Origin of the sequence: Mesorhizobium sp. M8A.F.Ca.ET.202.01.1.1, assembly GCF_004791595.1 — a bacterium.
Taxonomy (GTDB): domain Bacteria; phylum Pseudomonadota; class Alphaproteobacteria; order Rhizobiales; family Rhizobiaceae; genus Mesorhizobium.
This window is the reverse complement of the sequence record NZ_SRUN01000033.1, coordinates 1-15,453: the sequence shown is the minus strand read 5'-3', so window position 1 is coordinate 15,453 and position 15,453 is coordinate 1. Positions and strand designations below refer to the sequence as shown.

The window sequence follows — 15,453 nt, the reverse complement described above, 5'->3', positions numbered from 1 at the left end:
AAAGCCCAAAATGCTCATCCGCATCGCACTCGCCAGAAAACTTCTCGTCATCCTCAACGCAAAAGCACGCGACGCGAGAAGCGAATTCGCAAATGCAACTTGACACCCCAGATAGTCGCTCTCCCCCCTCCGGAGGGAGAGGAAGGGAGCCCGGCCGGGCAAGCTCGCGCCTTTCCTCTCCCCGTCGATCGGGGGGTCCGAAGGACGGGCGAGACCCGCGGCTCGCCCCGGCAAGGTGTCGAGCGAAGCTCGACGGAGTGGGGGTCGACTGCGCGGCGTAAGACCAGGCGCTAGCTGAGAGACGCACCTCTCAAAAATAATCTGCAAGGTTAGCTCGGATACGATCGAGAACCGTATCCCCGGAAAGGTCGGGAACGAATGCCTTGCCCGTAATCGCCTCGAAGGCCTGGGCATAGACACGCGAAGCCTGTTCGACGACCTCGTCCGGAATCCTCGGGATCGGATCCTTGTAAGGATCGCAGCGCGCCGCCACCCACGAGCGGATGAAATCCTTGTCGAAGCTCTCCGGCCGCGTGCCATCAGCCAGCGCCTGTTCGTAGCTCGCCGCGATCCAGTAGCGGCTGCTGTCGGGCGTGTGGATTTCGTCGGCGAGAATGATCGTCCCGTCCTTGTCGGTGCCGAATTCGTATTTTGTGTCGGCCAGGATCAGGCCGCGCTCGGCGGCGCGCGCCTGGCCGCGGGCGAACAGCTTCAAGGCGTAGCTCGAAACGGTCTCCCACTGCGCCGGCGTGAGCAGGCCCTGCCCCAGGATCTCGGCCCTGGACAGCGGCTCGTCATGGCCGCCATCGGCGGCCTTGCTCGTCGGCGTGATGACCGGTTCGGCCAGCTTCTCATTGTCGCGCAGGCCGTCCGGCAGGCGCATTCCGTACATCTCCCGTTCGCCGCGCTTGTATCGGGTCAGGATCGAGGTGCTGGTGGTCCCGGCCAGATAGCCGCGCACGACGATTTCGACCGGCAGGATGTCGAGCCTTGTGCCGACGACGACGTTGGGGTCGGGATATTCCAGCACATGGTTCGGACAGATGTCGGCGGTTTCCTCGAACCAGTAGCGCGCCGTCTGCGTCAGGATCTCTCCCTTGAACGGGATCGAGGTCAGGATGATGTCGAAGGCGCTGAGACGGTCGGTGGCGATGATGATGCGCCTGCCGTCGGTCAGGTCGTAATTTTCGCGGACCTTGCCCCGGTAATAGCCCGGCAGTTCGGGAATGAAAGCATCCGACAGGACACGCATGGGTTCTCCTGCCTTGTGCAGAGTGGCCGATGTCCCCGCATAGTCCGTCGACCCCATGCATATCAAGCGCGATTGTCGGTATTCCCCACAACCCGGCCGGATAGACCAGTCGCTTTTTTCACAACCGATGCCGGAAGGCGCGGCGACGCGGCGAACTCGTGGCGTCTAGGCTGCGCCCTGTTTTCAGGAGCCGCCCATTTCCATCATGCAGACCTATGATTTCATCATCGTCGGCTCCGGCTCGGCCGGCTCGGTGCTCGCCGACAAGCTCTCGGCCTCGGGCCGTTTCTCCGTGCTGGTGCTGGAGGCCGGCGGCAGCGACCGTCGCTTCTACGTGCAGATGCCGCTCGGCTACGGCAAGACCTTCTTCGATCCCACCGTGAACTGGAACTACAAGACCGAGCCGGATCCCGGCCTTGGCGGCAATGTCGACCACTGGCCGCGCGGCAAGCTGCTCGGCGGGTCGAGTTCGATCAACGCCATGGTCTGGATCCGCGGCGCGCGCGAGGATTTCGACGACTGGCGCGCCGCCGGCAATCCCGGCTGGGGCTATGACGATCTGTTGCCGGCCTTCAAGGCGCTCGAGGACAATGAGGCCGGCGCCGACCAATGGCGCGGCACCGGCGGCCCGCTTCACATCAGCGACACCACGAACGCCGTCCACCCGCTGACGAAGCGTTATCTCGCCGCCGGCCAGCAGGCCGGCCTGCCGCTCAACCCCGATTTCAACGGTGCTGCCCAGGAAGGCGTCGGCATCTACCAGATCTCGACCAAGAACGGCCGCCGCATGTCGGCCGCCCGCGCCTTCCTGCGCCCGGCGATGAGGCGCGCCAATGTCCGCGTCGAGACCAACGCGCTGGCGAGCCGCATCCTGTTCGAAGGCAAGCGCGCCGTCGGCGTCGAATATCTGCGCAACGGTGAGACCAGGACGGCACGCGCCGGCCGCGAAGTGATCCTCTCCGCCGGCTCGATCAACTCGCCGCAGCTCATGCAACTCTCCGGCATCGGCCCCGCGGCATTGCTCAAAGGCTTGGGCATCCCGGTCGTGCAAGCCAACGAGAATGTCGGCGCCAACCTGCAGGACCATGTCGGCATCAACTACACCTTCAAGGGCAAGCTGCCGACGCTCAACCAGATCCTGCGGCCCTGGTGGGGCAAGCTTCTGGTCGGCATGCAGTACATCCTGACGCGCTCCGGCCCGCTGTCTTTGTCGATGAACCACGGCGGCGGCTTCTTCCGCACCGATCCGGCCTTCTCGCGGCCCAACATGCAGCTTTATTTCCAGGCCTTCTCGACCCTCATCCCGAAAAACGGCGAGCGTCCGATCCTGACGCCCGACCCATGGCCGGGCTTCTCCATCGGCCTGTCCAACTGCCGCCCCTCGAGCCGGGGCGAGATCATGATCCGCTCCAGGAACCCGCTCGATTATCCCAAGATCGTCGCCAACGCCTATTCCACCAATGCCGATGTCGACGAGATGCTGGCGGCGGTGAAATTCGTGCGCAAGATCGCCTCGATGCCGGCCATGGCCGAGATCATCGCCGAGGAGGTGTTGCCCGGCCCGTCGATCCAGTCCGACGCCGACCTGATCTCCGATTTCAGGAAGCGCTCCGGGACCGTCTATCACCCGGTTTCGACCTGCCGCATGGGGCCCGACCCCTCGCGCTCCGTCGTCGATCCGCGCCTGAAAGTTCATGGCCTTGAAGGCCTGCGCGTCATCGACGCTTCGATCTTTCCCGACAACATCACCGGCAACACCAACGCCGCCTCGGTCATGACCGGGTGGAAGGGCGCCGAACTGGTTCTGGAGGACCACACATGAAGATCACCGACGTCAAGACCTGGGTTGTCGGCAACCCGCCGCCCGGCATCGGCGGCAAATATTTCATCTTCGTCAAGCTCACGACCGACGGCCGCGTGGTCGGCTATGGCGAAGCCTACAATGCCACCTTCTCCGCCCATGTCACGGCCAGGATGATCGAGGACATGGCCGAGCGCTATCTGATCGGCCGCGATCCGCACGACATCGAGAACTTCTTCCGCCGTGCCTATTCCTCGGGCTTCACCCAGCGTCCCGACGTCTCCGGCATGGGCTGCTTCTCGGCACTCGAAATGGCCTGCTGGGACATCGTCGGCAAGGAAGCGAACAAGCCGGTCTACAAGCTGCTCGGCGGCCAGGTGCACGAGACGCTGCGCTCCTACACCTATCTCTACCCGCACACGGGCAGCGTCCATTCCGAGGACGCGCCCGATGGCAGGAACGTCTACAACGACCCTGAGATGGCCGCAGCCTGCGCGCTCGAATATGTCGAGCAGGGATTTAATGCCGTCAAGCTCGACCCGGCCGGCCCCTACACCGCCTTCGACGGTCATCAGCCGCGCCTCGTCGACATCGATGTCTCCACCCGCATGATCAAGGCGATCCGCGAGGCGGTCGGCACCCGCGCCGACATATTGTTCGGCACGCACGGCCAGTTCACCGCATCGGGCGCGCTGCGCATGGCGCGCGCCATCGAACCCTACGACCCCCTGTGGTTCGAGGAGCCGGTGCCCCCGGACATGCCCGAAGTGATGGCGCAGGTGGCGCGTGCGACTTCGATCCCGATCGCCACCGGCGAGCGGCTGACGACCAAGTCCGAATTCGCCCGCGTCATCGAGAACCGCGCCGCGACCATCCTGCAGCCGGACCTCGGCCGCTCCGGCGGCATTCTCGAAACCAAGAAGATCGCCGCCATGGCCGAGGCCTACCACATCCAGGTCGCGCCGCATTGCTATTGCGGGCCGATCGTCGGTGCCGCCAACATCCAGCTCGCGGTGACACTGCCGAACTTCCTGATCCTGGAATCGCTGAAGCAGTGGGACGGCTTCCACGCGACGCTGCTGAAGAAGAAGATCGAATGGCAGGACGGCAACGTCATCCCCTCGAAGGAGCCTGGCCTCGGCGTCGAGCTCAACGAAGCGGTCTGCGACGCGCATCCTTACACCGGCAAGGACCTGCATCTGCAGATGATGCAGATGCCGCTGATGCCGTGAGCGAAAGCTACGCCTTCATCGGCCTTGGCCATCTCGGCGGCAACCTTGCCGCCAGCCTGATCCGCAACGGCTTTGCCGTTACCGTTGTCGACCGCGACCCCACCGCCGTCGAGCGCCTTGTCGCGCTCGGCGCCACGGCTGCCGGCAGTCCCGCCGAGGCCGCCGCCCGCGCCGGCAATGCCATAAGCTGCCTGCCTTCACCCAAAGTCAGCGAGGCAGTGCTGGCCGGCCCGGGCGGATTGCTGGAAGGCCTGCCCAAGGGCGGCACCTGGATCGAGATGTCGACCAACGGCCGCGACGAGATTTTGCGGCTTGCCGCCCTCGCCTCGGCCAAGGGCGTCGAGACATTGGAATGCCCGGTCACCGGCGGCGTGCATCTGGCGGCGATGGGCAAGATCACCGCGCTGGTCGGCGGCAATGCGGCCCTCTACAAGCGCCACCGCCCCGCCATCGAAGCGATGTGCGCCAAATCGTTCCTGATGGGGCCGATCGGCTCGGCGGCGGTGATCAAGGTCATCACCAACATGCTGGCCTTCATCCATCTGGTCGCCGCCGGCGAGGCGCTGATGCTGGCCAAGCGGGGCGGGCTCGACCTCGCGCAATCCTACCACGCCATCGTTGCTTCTTCCGGCAACAGCTTCGTCCACGAGACCGAAAGCCAGCTCGTGCTGAACGGCTCCTACGACATCGGCTTCACCATGGACCTGGCGCTGAAAGACCTCGGCTTCGCGCTCGCCATGGGCGAACAATCGGGCGTGCCGCTTGAGCTTGCATCGCGGGTCAACGCGATTTTTCAGCAGGGCAAGGCAGCCTATGGCGGCGGAGCGTGGTCGACGCAGATCGTCAAATTGCTGGAAGATGCTGTCGGTACCGACCTGCGCGCGCCTGGTTTTCCGGCCAGACTGGAGATGTGATCCCGGCAGACCAGCCAATGAAATCAAGGCGTTGGGCAAGCATCTGGAATCATTGCCGCCACGGCCTGAATCAAAACTGCAGCATCTCGACTGCTTTCTTGGGCGAAGGTTTCAATCGGACTGCATGCCTCCGCGATTGGCGGAAACACCCCTTCCCTTCGTCATCCTCGGGCTTGACCCGAGGATCCATGCCGTGACGTCAAGACGCTGCAACGGTGCTGATTTCTGCTTCGTCGTATTCTTTGGCCAAGGTCACGGCATGGATCCTATGGTCTGCGCCGCGTCGCTACGCTCCTTGCTTCGCCATAGAATGACGACGCTATGGGAACGCTCCACCCCGCTCAACGCCTTCATTCAATATCTCAGCGTCAGGGCCCCCGGCAAAATCTCGAAGGTTGCCGGTATCCGCCCGGGCGACTCGCCGTCTATATCGACCAGCGCGCCATTCTTTTCGGCGTCGCCGAGCGGTTCGACCACCACTTTCCGGCCGCGCAGGATAGTGATGGCGGGGTGGTTGCGGTGCCTGCCGCCATAGAGCAGCCTGATATCCCAGATCAGCTTCAGCTTGCCCGCCGCGCGCAGGATGACGATGTCGAACTGTCCGTCGGCCAGCTCCGCATCCGGCGCGATCATCATGCCGCCGCCGAAGAATTTGCCGTTGGCCACCGCCACCAGCGCCATGCGCGCCTCGACCGGGTCGCCGTCATCGACGGTAATCCGCACGTCCTGAAAGCGGTAACGGACGAACTCGACCACGGTGCGCCACAGGAACAGCGCTTTGGCCGACATCCTGCCCTTGCGCTTGTCGGCATTGACGGCGCGGTCGGTGGCGCCCGACAGGCCAAGGCTGGCGATGTTGATGAAGTGGCGGCTGGCCAACGCGCCATGCTCGTCGATATAGCAGATACGGCCGGCATCGACCGCCCTTGCCTTGGCTTCGGCAATCCGCTTCAGCGTCGCGTCGATCTCCGTCGGCAGGCCGAGGCCGCGCGCGAAATCGATGCCTGTGCCGCACGGCAGGAGGCCGAGTTCGGTTGTCCTGCCGCCCTCCTCGCGGGCCTGCAGCAACCCGTCGGCCACTTCGCTCGCGGTGCCGTCGCCACCGGCCGCGATCACCAGGTCGAAGCCGTTTGCGGCGAGATCGAGCGCAAGCCGCTCGGCATCGCCCTCGGCCTGGGTCTCGCGCAATTCGAAATCGCCGAAGTGCTTTTTCAGCGCGGCGGCGACATCGGGCCAATGCCGTTTCAGCCGGCCGCCGCCGGCAATCGGATTGAGCACCACCCCGACCTTCAATGCTTTCCTCCCCCGGATGGCGCCAACCCGATCCTTTGCCGGCCCCGATCGTTTGCCAGCATTGAAACCCGCGCCTGTCGGCAGGGCAAGGGGCACCATCGGTTCGTTCGCCGAAAAAGCGGGGCAGGCTGTCTAAGGTGTTCGCGCTTGAATTTCCCTGGCTTCTGGCATCGGTCCCCGATAATCCCGCTATCCACAGGGGCAAGCCCATTCCCCACAACCCTTACCCGGCGTAAGTTCAACCCATCTCAGGCGGCTACCGATCGCCAAGCCGAAAGGCGAAGTGAAAGGCGGATTTCCTGAGGCCCGTACGGCCCGGATCGAGACCAGGCTTGCCTGTTCGAGGGATGGTAGCCGAGACCTACGGGGCCGCGGAAAGCGTGCTAACGCCGACGGCGGACCGATGCTGCCATGAAGGACGGCAAAAACCTTCGATGGCACGCAGGGCAAAGCCCGCAAGGGCCAAGACCAGCGTGGTCTGGAACGGATGCTGCCTTCGGGTGGCTTCTGGCAGGACCGTCAAAATCAAGGCCGGCATGGCGCGACGACTTTACGGAAGTTGCTGCCGCGACCGTGTCCTGATCTGACAGGGAGGCGCTGGGAGAAATCCCGGCGCCGACTGTCTTTCTTAACCCTCGCAAAGTCCTTTCCCGGCGAAGTTGCGGGCGCCGCTTCACCGCGCGTCAAAATCGGTTAGTATCGCTGCGTCGTCAGAGTCCGTCTGCAACGGGCTTTTCGGAGGGGGATACTTCATGACGCTGATCCAGAAGCTTGCCATCGCCTACGCGTTCCTGTTCTTCGCGGTCGTGGCCATCGGCTACATTCCGGCCTTCAACGATGCCAACGGCAATCTGTTCGGCCTGTTCTCCCTGCAATGGTATGACGACCTGCTGCACGCCTTTTCCGGCGTCTGGGCGCTGGCCGCCGCCTTCATCTCGCACCGCCAGGCGGTGTTCTATTTCAAGCTGTTCGGCTCGGTCTATCTGTTCGACGGCGTGCTCGGACTGGTCACCGGCTCCGGCTGCCTCGATGCCGGCATCTTTATCAACGGCTTCCGCTCCCTCAACGACATCGAATTCCCCACCCGCTTCTTCGCCAACCTGCCGCACATCGTCATCGGCGGGATCGCCGTCTATATCGGCTTCTGGCTGTCGAAGCGCATCTACGACCACTTCGCCACGGCCTGATCGGCCATGTTCCTGTTCCGCTTGATAAAGCGCATCGTCAAGACGATCCTCTGGCTGATCGTCATCGTCGTCCTGATCCCCATCGCCGGGCTTGCCTATGGCTTCCTGACCACGCCGTCGCTCGACAGGACGCCGCTGCCCGGCATTGCCGACGGGGCGCCGCCCAAGGCGCTGGCCGACAAGGTGCGCGCCGAAATTCCCGGCTACCAGCGGCCGGAGGAATCGACCTTCCTCACTTATCCGGAATGGGCGATCGTCTACGCCGCGCGCGAATATGCCGGTTTCGTCGCCAAGGACCAGCCGAGCGGCTTTCCCTACTGGTCGTATGTCGGCCGCTTCTGGCAGGATTACGCGACGGTGATCCGCGCCAGTTCCCCCTACAAGTTCAACTACGCCAACCACCAGATGCTGGTCATCATCGGCACCAGCCATTCGATCGAGCATATCCTGCAATGGGCCTATGAGAACACGGTCGGCCGTATCACCGAGGCGGCATCGACCAAGCGTACCGCCGCCGACATCTACCAGGCCAAGGTGGCGGCGGATTATGCAGCTTTTCTCGACCAGGTGCCGTGGTACCAGTTCCCCTACGCGCAAAAGCGCGCCGGGCTGTTTGCCGTGCAGCCGGCGCCTGGTGACAGTTCCATCCGCACCAGCGAACGCAAGCTCGCCTTCGGCCTCGCCGACACCATCAAGCAAGGCTATGCCGATCTGATCAAGCAGGCGCTGGCGGCGACCTCCGACCCGGCCTTCGTCGATGTCCATGTCTGGGCCAAGGGGCCGGTCGGCGAGGCCACCCGTAACGAGCCCGACACCTTGCTGGAACGGGACCTGGGCCAGGACGGCACCGTCTTCGTCACCAAGCGCTATCAGGTCTTCACCGACATGATCCCGCGGCTGATCGACAAGGGTGTCTCCTTCGTCGAGATCGGCGGCAATGACGAGATCATGGTCACGGTGCTGTCGACCGACGCGATCGCCATTCCCGAAGGCATGCGCATCCTGTTCAGCTATCCGCTCCCGGCGGATCCCGCGACGCGCCGCACCGGCATGGTCGTGGCCGTGCGCAAGCTGCATCTGGTGCTGCCGTCGCTGATCAAGGCCGACGCCAGGCTCGAACACGTCTACGACTACTGAGGTGACAGCCCTGCCATGCGTCGACTGATCCGGATTGTCGGCTGGCTCGCGTTCACGCTGCTTGTGCTGATCATGGTGGTGCTCGTCGGCTTTCGCGGCGCGGCGGCCTGGCGCGAGACGCTGTCGCCACAGGAGGCTGCGCCGGCGGGAGCCCTGTTCGCGACGGTCGATGGGCTGAAGATGCACTACCAGGTCTGGGGGCCGCCGGACGGGCCGCCGCTGCTTTTGTTCCACGGTACGGCGTCGTGGGCCGAAACCTACCGCGATATCGCAGCACCCCTGGGTGAACAGGGCTTTCGCGTGATCGCCGTCGACATGCCGCCCTTCGGTTATTCGGAAAGACCGGCCGACCAGGACTATTCGCGCGCCGCTCACGCCAGGCGTGTCCTGGGCTTTGCCGACGCGCTCGGCCTTCGCCATTTCAGCGTCGGCGTCCACTCTTATGGTGGCGGAGGCGTGATCGAAGCCGCCTTCTCGGCCCCGGGCCGCATCGATGCGCTGATCCTGCTCGACGTGGCGATTGGCCTCGGCCAGACCGAGGCGCCCGCCCCACCGTTCGCATCTCTCCTGAAAAGGGATTGGCCACGCCAGCTCCTGACCGCCTCGACCTTCACCAATCCGCTCATGACCGGGATCGGTTTGCGCCGGTTCATCGAGAACGACGATCTGGTCACGGCGGAGCGCATCGCCATCTACACGCGCCCGCTGAACGTCACGGGCACCACCAATGCCGTTGGTCACTGGCTGTTCAGCGGCCTCTACAATGACGAGCGGAAATCGCTTGCCGCCAACAAGGCGAATTATCGCGCCTTCACACCGCCGGTCCTCGTCATCTGGGGACGAGAGGATTCGACCACGCCGCTGGCCCAGGGCGAAGAGATCGCCTCGCTGTTTCCACACGCCGAACTGGCCGTCCTCGATGGCGTCAACCACATCCCGCAGGTCGAGCGCCCGCACGACGTGGTGCGGCTGATCGCCAATTTCCTCAGACGGATCTTCCCGGGCACCGGGTAGGCACGCGCCGCCACGCACATTCCACGGTCGAAGCCAAAATCCCGCCTTGTTCGCGCGCAATGGAGAATTGCATGTCGCCTGGAACGCGGCACGCACCTGACTGGGCTGCCGGGGGGCATCTCGAAGGGACGAGACCGTGATCAAGACCGCCCTTGTCGCCATGACCATCGTCGGCTGCGACTGCGACGCCAAGCTGTGCGAATATATCGGCGAGACGCCGGCCAAGTGGTCGACCATCGCCGATTGCGAAGCCGCGATGAAAAGCCAGATCCTGCACGAGCGCAATTTCAATTATCCGCTGGTGTCCGGCATCTGCCGCACCAAGGGTTCGGCGTCCTCATCGCACCTGGCCGCGATCGCGTCAGGCCCGGAACTGAAGCCCGCCAGCCGAACCGTCAGAACGGAGAGCCCGCTGCCGCCGGAGCTCAGCCATCGGCCGAGCGTGCCCGTCGGATCGCCGACGACGGCCCTGGACGCGGCCGCTGCCCGGCCCGTCGCTTATGAACAGGTAGTCGATGGCGGAACCGGCGTGCTCTATCGCACGAAGAACGGCTACGCCGTGGTCAAGACCGATCTCGGCCGCGCCGCCTCGGCAACCGCCGACGCGGCAAAGCGCTCGGTGAACTGGCTGGCCGGCCTGGTGCCGAGCAAGCTCTAGGCACAGCCTACATCTTCAGCTTCAGGCTCTGCCAGAACTTGTCGATCAGCGGCTTCTCGGTCGCCGCATCCTCGCCGGCGACGCGCGTGATGAACAAAAGCCCCTGGTCGGCGCGACCGTAGCCGACGATTTCGAAATAAGCGGTGTCGGTGCGGGTCTTCACCTCGGCGGTGATGCCGGTCAATTCCTTGCCGTCGGCAAGCTTGCGCGTCGTCGGCTGCTGCGTCAGCGCGGCACCCGCCTGGACCGATTCCTTGGTCATCTCCTGCAGCATCAGCTGGTTGAGCGACACCGGGTTCATCTCGCCGTATTCCTGCACCACGACGATCGTGCCCAGCGCCGAGGCCATCAGATATTGCGTGATGTTCTCGCCGAGATCGCTCTTGGTCACCGAAATGCCGCTCGGATGGTTGAAGGAGAAACTGCCGCCGGAAAAGGTGGCGAAATCGTTCTTGTCGAGCTTCACTTCGACCTGTCTGCCGTCCGGCAGCGTCACATGGGTGCTCTCGCCGGCGTCGATATCAACCGCCTTGCCGTCGATCGTCACCTTGAAGGCCTTGAGGTCCTCGGCTCCGGCGGATCCAGCGCACAGCGCGATAAGAGTGAGGGCTGCCGCCGATACCATGCGCATTGATTGTTCTCCTGCTCTATTCCTGAGCAGTTCCGGACGGAAAACCGCTTCACACTTTTCCTGGAACTGCTTCTTATACCACCCCGCTCAGCGCCTTGATGGCACGGTAGAAGGTCGAGGAAAACATTTCCGTCGGGTCATGGCGCCGCTTTGCCGCCAGGAAGGCGGGCAGTTCGGGATAGGACGCCAGCAGCTCCTTGCCCGTATAGTGCAGCTGGTAGGGCAGGAAGAACCGACCGCCATGCTTGATCGTCACGTCGATCAGCGCCCGCGTCAGCGCCCGCATCCTGGCGTTGCCATCGGCATCGGCCGGCTGGTTGATATAGAGCACCAGCGAATAGGCCGGCTCCGGCGCGTAGGTCAGCGCCACGTCCTCCTTGTGGACGACGCGCACCGAGGCGTTGAGGACAGGCAGATCCTGGTTGCGCAGGATTTCGCGCGCTTCCGCGATGAACTCGACATAGGCTGCGCGAGGAATAAAATATTCGTGCAGTATGTCGGTCTCGTTCATGAGGTCGTTGAACAGATACGGCACCGAATCGTGCATCGGGTTATTGCGGGTGACGAGACAGGCCTCGCCCTGGGCAAGCGCCGAGGTGCGCGGCACCGTGCAGCTCTCGAATTTCGGCTCCAGCGTCTTTTCGGTGAACCATTTCAGTTCCTGGAACGCGCTGCCCCACTTGGCCATGTTCATGATCACCCGCTTCAGGCCGACGCCATCGGGTTCACCGAGCGCCGGCTGGTCCGCCGGCGGTTGCTCCGCCACCTTGTCGTAGCGGTAGACGATCATGTCCTCGAGGAAATTGCCCGGCGCCGTCGACAGATGGCCGTAGAACAGGCCGATGTTCTTGTTCGGCTCCAGCACCTCGGCGAAGAATTTCGGAAAGTCGTCGGATTTGATGATCTCGCGCGAGGTGCGGTAGACGGCATTGTCGACGATATCGAGCGTCGCCTCCAGCACCACGCCGAACAGGCCGTAGCCGCCGACAACATGGCGGAACAGCTCACTATTGTCGGCTGGCGAGCAGGTGGTCACCGACCCGTCGGCCAGCATCACCCGCATCGAGCGGATCGAGCCGGCCACCGAGCCCGCCTGATGGTCCATGCCATGCGCGTTCACCGACAGCGAACCGCCGACCGAAAAAATATCGGTCGACTGCATCGCCTTCACCGCGAAGCGCGGATGCAGCATGGTCTGGATGTCGTGCCAGCGCGCGCCCGGCTGCAAGGTCATTGTCCTGGCCGCGGCGTCCACCGTGACCTTGTTGAACGGTCTGAGGTCGAGAACCAGCGCATTGTCGTCGAAGGCATGCCCGCCCATCGAATGGCGGATGGCCGCCAGCGACACTTTCAGCCCGTTGGCGCGCGCGAAGGCCAGCGCCTTGGCGATATGCTCTTCCTCGCTGACCTCGACCACGCCATAGACCGGCGTCCTCGACAGGCCGCTGGCATCGTTTATGTCGCCGCCTTTTGCCAGCCAGGGCAGCGACGGATCGAAGGCCGGCGCGTTGTCGATCGGCTTCAGCGGCAGCGCGATGCCGTCGATATCGGCGATGCGTCCGGTGTTCTTCGGCCCTGACGGGCCTCGCGCCAGCCGCGCCACGGTGGTGCCGCCCCACAGGACGGCGCCGCCAAGGACAGCCGCGCCCAGAAGCAGCCGCCGCGACAGGCGAAATCCCTTTTGTTCCTCGGCCATGCAGATCCCCCGCAGCCAAGGAATAGCGCGGCCTCTGGGCAAAAACCATAGCAGCGCTGCCGGAACGGCGTTTCGCCACCGTCGACGCCGGCGGTGCGTGTCCAAGGTCATGAAAATGGCCGATCCCCGAAGGAACCGGCCAGATTGGAGCAGGGTCTCAAAAGTCCGATCAGGAGTCTCTATGAAGCCTTCTTGATCGACGTCACCATGCCGGTCTTGTCGTCGACGGTCACCGCCACCTTGGCGCCGACCTTCAATTTCCCGACCGACGCATCGGGCGACAGCTGGTAGATCTTGCCGTCGTCGAGGGTGACCGACTTGGTTGTCGGATCGACCGCCTGGATAGTGCCCTGAACGGTCGCGGCATAGGCCGTGCCGAGAAAGGCGAGCAGAGCGGCGGTGGTTGCGAGGGTCTTCTTCATGGATAGCACTCCGTGCTGTTTCGGTTTTCCGGCACCGCTTGGGAGAGGCAGCACCGAACGGCCCGAGACTGGAGCGGAAAGCGCGCCATCGGCAAATCACGTTGAATGAATTTTCGCAAAGGAAATCATTGGCTTAATTCCGACACAATAGCCTCCAAGCCCTCCGATGCCGACAGCTTTCCCGTCCAGATGGAAGCCTCTTCTCCGCACGAAAAGAGTCGTTTGACGGATTGTGGCTCGCGCCGCCGGCGATCACGCGGCCGCCGCAATCCCTTCCCGGCCGCATCACGAAACAGGACTTCGATTTTTCATCGGTACACATTTTATGTCGCGGGGCCGGCTCGAGCCTCCCATTCGGCGGAGAGCAATTTCGCGCTCAGGTTGCAAACTCGAAGCGAATGCGGGATGGTGTCGCGCTTGTGACAAGGGGGGACTTCCATGAAAATCGGCGTCCGGACCACGCTATCCCTGATGCTGGCGATTTTGCCGGGCCTGGCTGGCGCGCAAGGCGCCGATCCGGGTGACGACAGCACGATCATCTTTGCTCCTGATGATCCCGACATGGCGTCGGCGACCGCGCGAGCCCTCGCCGGCCTGGATGAATTCCTGGCCTTGTCCGAAACACCTCCGTCCGGCACCGACAGGTTCAAACTGAAGGTCAAAGTGCGTGACGGCAATGTCACCGAACACTTCTGGGTCATACCGTTTCGCCGCACGGAGACCGGATTTGTCGGCATATTGGCGAACGAACCGGAAGAAGTGCATAACGTCGTGCTCGGTCAGAATATAGAATTCACCCGCGACGACATTTCCGACTGGGGATACACCAGGGACGGCCATCAGGTCGGCAGCTTCACCGTCTGTGTGATGTTCAAGAGAATGTCCAAGGAAGAGGCGGACTATATGCGCGGCAAATACGGCTTCGACTGCTGAGCCTGCTTCGGCCGATCAGATCGCCGCGTCCCTCACGCCGATCTTCCTCACCAAGGCCGCCGTCGCCAGCATGGCGCCCATGTCCGAGATCATCGGCGCGACATGGGTCTGGTAGTCCAGCGGCACCGAAATGGCGGGCAGTTCGAAGAAGTTCTTCGCTTGCGGCAGAAGCAAAAAACCGTCGCTGCCGTTGAGCGCGACACGCGCCGGCTCGTCCGGCCAGGTTTCGCCGAGCCATTTCAGTGCCTGCGCCAGCCGCCCGGTCACCAGCGGCCGCGCCGCCTCGACATTGTCGGTGCGGAATTCATAGGCGGCGTCGAGAAAAGGCTCCCCCGACGACAGGTCCTGCAGCTTGGACCCAAACATGCCACGGAAAAAGCCGACGACCGCATTGGTTCGCCGCGTCGCCACCAGGATTCCCGGGAACGGCTGGACGGCCTCGAAGGCGACGATGACACCCTTGAATGCAGTCGACGAACCCTTGCCGTTCCCTTCCCGCAATTCCGTCTCGTAAAGCTCGAACGGGAACTCTTCGTAGCGTCCGGAAACGACATCGTCGAAGGACTGCCGGTTGAAAGGCCCGACCGTCTCGCGCGGCAGCCGGTCGAAGGAGTTCGGCCTTCCGCCATGCTGGTAGTGCACATCGCGGATGAAACCGAAGATGATGGGCAGCAGCGTGTCGCGGAACGATTGCTGCAGCCGCGTCGCCGGTTTCATGGCCTGGAAATAGAGCAGGACCGAAGCGGCGAAGCCGATGACATAGAGAAATACATGCGGCGTCGAGAACCATTGCTCGTGGGGATCGGCGACCTTGTTGAACAGCCAGGCAATGAGGGCGACGAAGACGACCACCAGGCCAACGAACAACGGGACGCGCCATCGCACCTGCCGCACCGCCGAGGCCCGCGCCGCCTCGTAGGCCTCGATGTCCTTCTTGATGGCTGCGACATCCGCCGCGCTCGGCATGAAATCCGCTGTTTCCACCGCCACCCCCGCAAGCCTCGACGAATTCATGATAGCTGGTTTTTCAGGAGACGCGCCAGACGGATGGCACTTCTTCCTTCTCCCCTCGTGGGAGAAGGTGGATCGGCGCGTCAGCGCCGAGACGGATGAGGGGTGTTCCAGCGGAGTGAGGCGTTGGTATTCCCCGGAGCACCCCTTGTGTGTTTGGAATCGTGCATTGTTGAGGGTGCCACGGACCAGGTGCTTGCCTGATCCGTGGCGGCGGTCGAGAGCCCGTCACCCCTCAGGTGGCTTAAACCGTGGATGAGCTGGGGCCCGAC

At 63.6% G+C, this 15,453-nt stretch carries 14 protein-coding genes and 1 pseudogene; 9 read left to right on the top strand and 6 right to left on the bottom strand.

Annotated features, from left to right (window positions below):
• A pseudogene (locus EN845_RS36860) lies at positions 1-103 on the top strand (IS110 family transposase); the annotation flags it as partial.
• A 207-nt stretch (positions 104-310) separates the two neighbouring features.
• Here the strand turns inward: EN845_RS36860 and EN845_RS33305 are convergent.
• Positions 311-1,252, bottom strand: coding sequence for a phosphoribosylaminoimidazolesuccinocarboxamide synthase (locus EN845_RS33305; protein WP_127873613.1), 942 nt, complete (start codon positions 1,250-1,252; stop codon positions 311-313).
• 205 nt (positions 1,253-1,457) lie between these two features.
• On the opposite strand from EN845_RS33305, the gene EN845_RS33300 reads away from it, so the two are divergent.
• Genes EN845_RS33300 through EN845_RS33290 form a run of 3 tightly spaced genes read left to right on the top strand, consistent with a single transcriptional unit; the run spans position 1,458 to position 5,199 of the window.
• Entirely contained in the window at positions 1,458-3,074 is a 1,617-nt protein-coding gene (locus tag EN845_RS33300; RefSeq protein WP_127873614.1) for a GMC family oxidoreductase N-terminal domain-containing protein, read from the top strand.
• Positions 3,071-4,285 (top strand): mandelate racemase/muconate lactonizing enzyme family protein, encoded by a 1,215-nt coding sequence (locus EN845_RS33295; protein ID WP_127873615.1) that lies wholly within the window; start codon positions 3,071-3,073, stop codon positions 4,283-4,285. Before EN845_RS33300 ends, EN845_RS33295 begins: the two co-directional genes overlap by 4 nt.
• Positions 4,282-5,199 (top strand): NAD(P)-dependent oxidoreductase, encoded by a 918-nt coding sequence (locus tag EN845_RS33290; protein ID WP_127873616.1) that lies wholly within the window; start codon positions 4,282-4,284, stop codon positions 5,197-5,199. Before EN845_RS33295 ends, EN845_RS33290 begins: the two co-directional genes overlap by 4 nt.
• Positions 5,200-5,553: 354 nt before the next feature.
• Here EN845_RS33290 and EN845_RS33285 read toward each other — a convergent pair whose 3' ends face one another.
• Entirely contained in the window at positions 5,554-6,492 is a 939-nt protein-coding gene (locus EN845_RS33285; protein WP_127873617.1) for a diacylglycerol kinase family protein, read from the bottom strand.
• 752 nt (positions 6,493-7,244) lie between these two features.
• Here EN845_RS33285 and EN845_RS33280 point away from each other — a divergent pair.
• The 4 genes from EN845_RS33280 (at position 7,245) to EN845_RS33265 (ending at position 10,488) form a co-directional block, all read left to right on the top strand.
• Positions 7,245-7,679, top strand: a complete 435-nt coding sequence (locus EN845_RS33280; RefSeq protein ID WP_127873618.1) for a DUF4383 domain-containing protein — start codon at positions 7,245-7,247, stop codon at positions 7,677-7,679.
• Positions 7,680-7,685: 6 nt separating this feature from the next.
• Positions 7,686-8,816: a hypothetical protein gene (locus tag EN845_RS33275; RefSeq protein WP_127873619.1), complete on the top strand. Its 1,131-nt coding sequence runs from the start codon at positions 7,686-7,688 to the stop codon at positions 8,814-8,816.
• A gap of 15 nt (positions 8,817-8,831) precedes the next feature.
• Entirely contained in the window at positions 8,832-9,830 is a 999-nt protein-coding gene (locus tag EN845_RS33270; RefSeq protein ID WP_127873620.1) for an alpha/beta hydrolase, read from the top strand.
• Between the two features lie 136 nt (positions 9,831-9,966).
• Positions 9,967-10,488, top strand: a complete 522-nt coding sequence (locus EN845_RS33265; RefSeq protein ID WP_127873621.1) for a hypothetical protein — start codon at positions 9,967-9,969, stop codon at positions 10,486-10,488.
• 7 nt (positions 10,489-10,495) lie between these two features.
• Here the strand turns inward: EN845_RS33265 and EN845_RS33260 are convergent, their stop codons facing one another.
• The 3 genes from EN845_RS33260 to EN845_RS33250 all read right to left on the bottom strand — a co-directional run bounded on the left by EN845_RS33260 (position 10,496) and on the right by EN845_RS33250 (position 13,237).
• Entirely contained in the window at positions 10,496-11,119 is a 624-nt protein-coding gene (locus EN845_RS33260) for a hypothetical protein (RefSeq protein WP_127873622.1), read from the bottom strand.
• A 73-nt stretch (positions 11,120-11,192) separates the two neighbouring features.
• Positions 11,193-12,815, bottom strand: a complete 1,623-nt coding sequence (locus tag EN845_RS33255) for an FAD-binding oxidoreductase (protein WP_127873623.1) — start codon at positions 12,813-12,815, stop codon at positions 11,193-11,195.
• Positions 12,816-12,994: 179 nt separating this feature from the next.
• Positions 12,995-13,237 (bottom strand): DUF1344 domain-containing protein, encoded by a 243-nt coding sequence (locus EN845_RS33250; protein ID WP_015316128.1) that lies wholly within the window; start codon positions 13,235-13,237, stop codon positions 12,995-12,997.
• Between the two features lie 438 nt (positions 13,238-13,675).
• On the opposite strand from EN845_RS33250, the gene EN845_RS33245 reads away from it, so the two are divergent.
• Positions 13,676-14,170 carry a DUF2314 domain-containing protein gene (locus EN845_RS33245; RefSeq protein WP_127873624.1) on the top strand — a complete coding sequence of 165 codons (495 nt, stop codon included), beginning with the start codon at positions 13,676-13,678 and terminating at the stop codon, positions 14,168-14,170.
• A gap of 15 nt (positions 14,171-14,185) precedes the next feature.
• Here the strand turns inward: EN845_RS33245 and EN845_RS33240 are convergent, their stop codons facing one another.
• Positions 14,186-15,154: a DUF3137 domain-containing protein gene (locus EN845_RS33240; RefSeq protein ID WP_127873625.1), complete on the bottom strand. Its 969-nt coding sequence runs from the start codon at positions 15,152-15,154 to the stop codon at positions 14,186-14,188.
• Positions 15,155-15,453 lie beyond the last annotated feature (299 nt).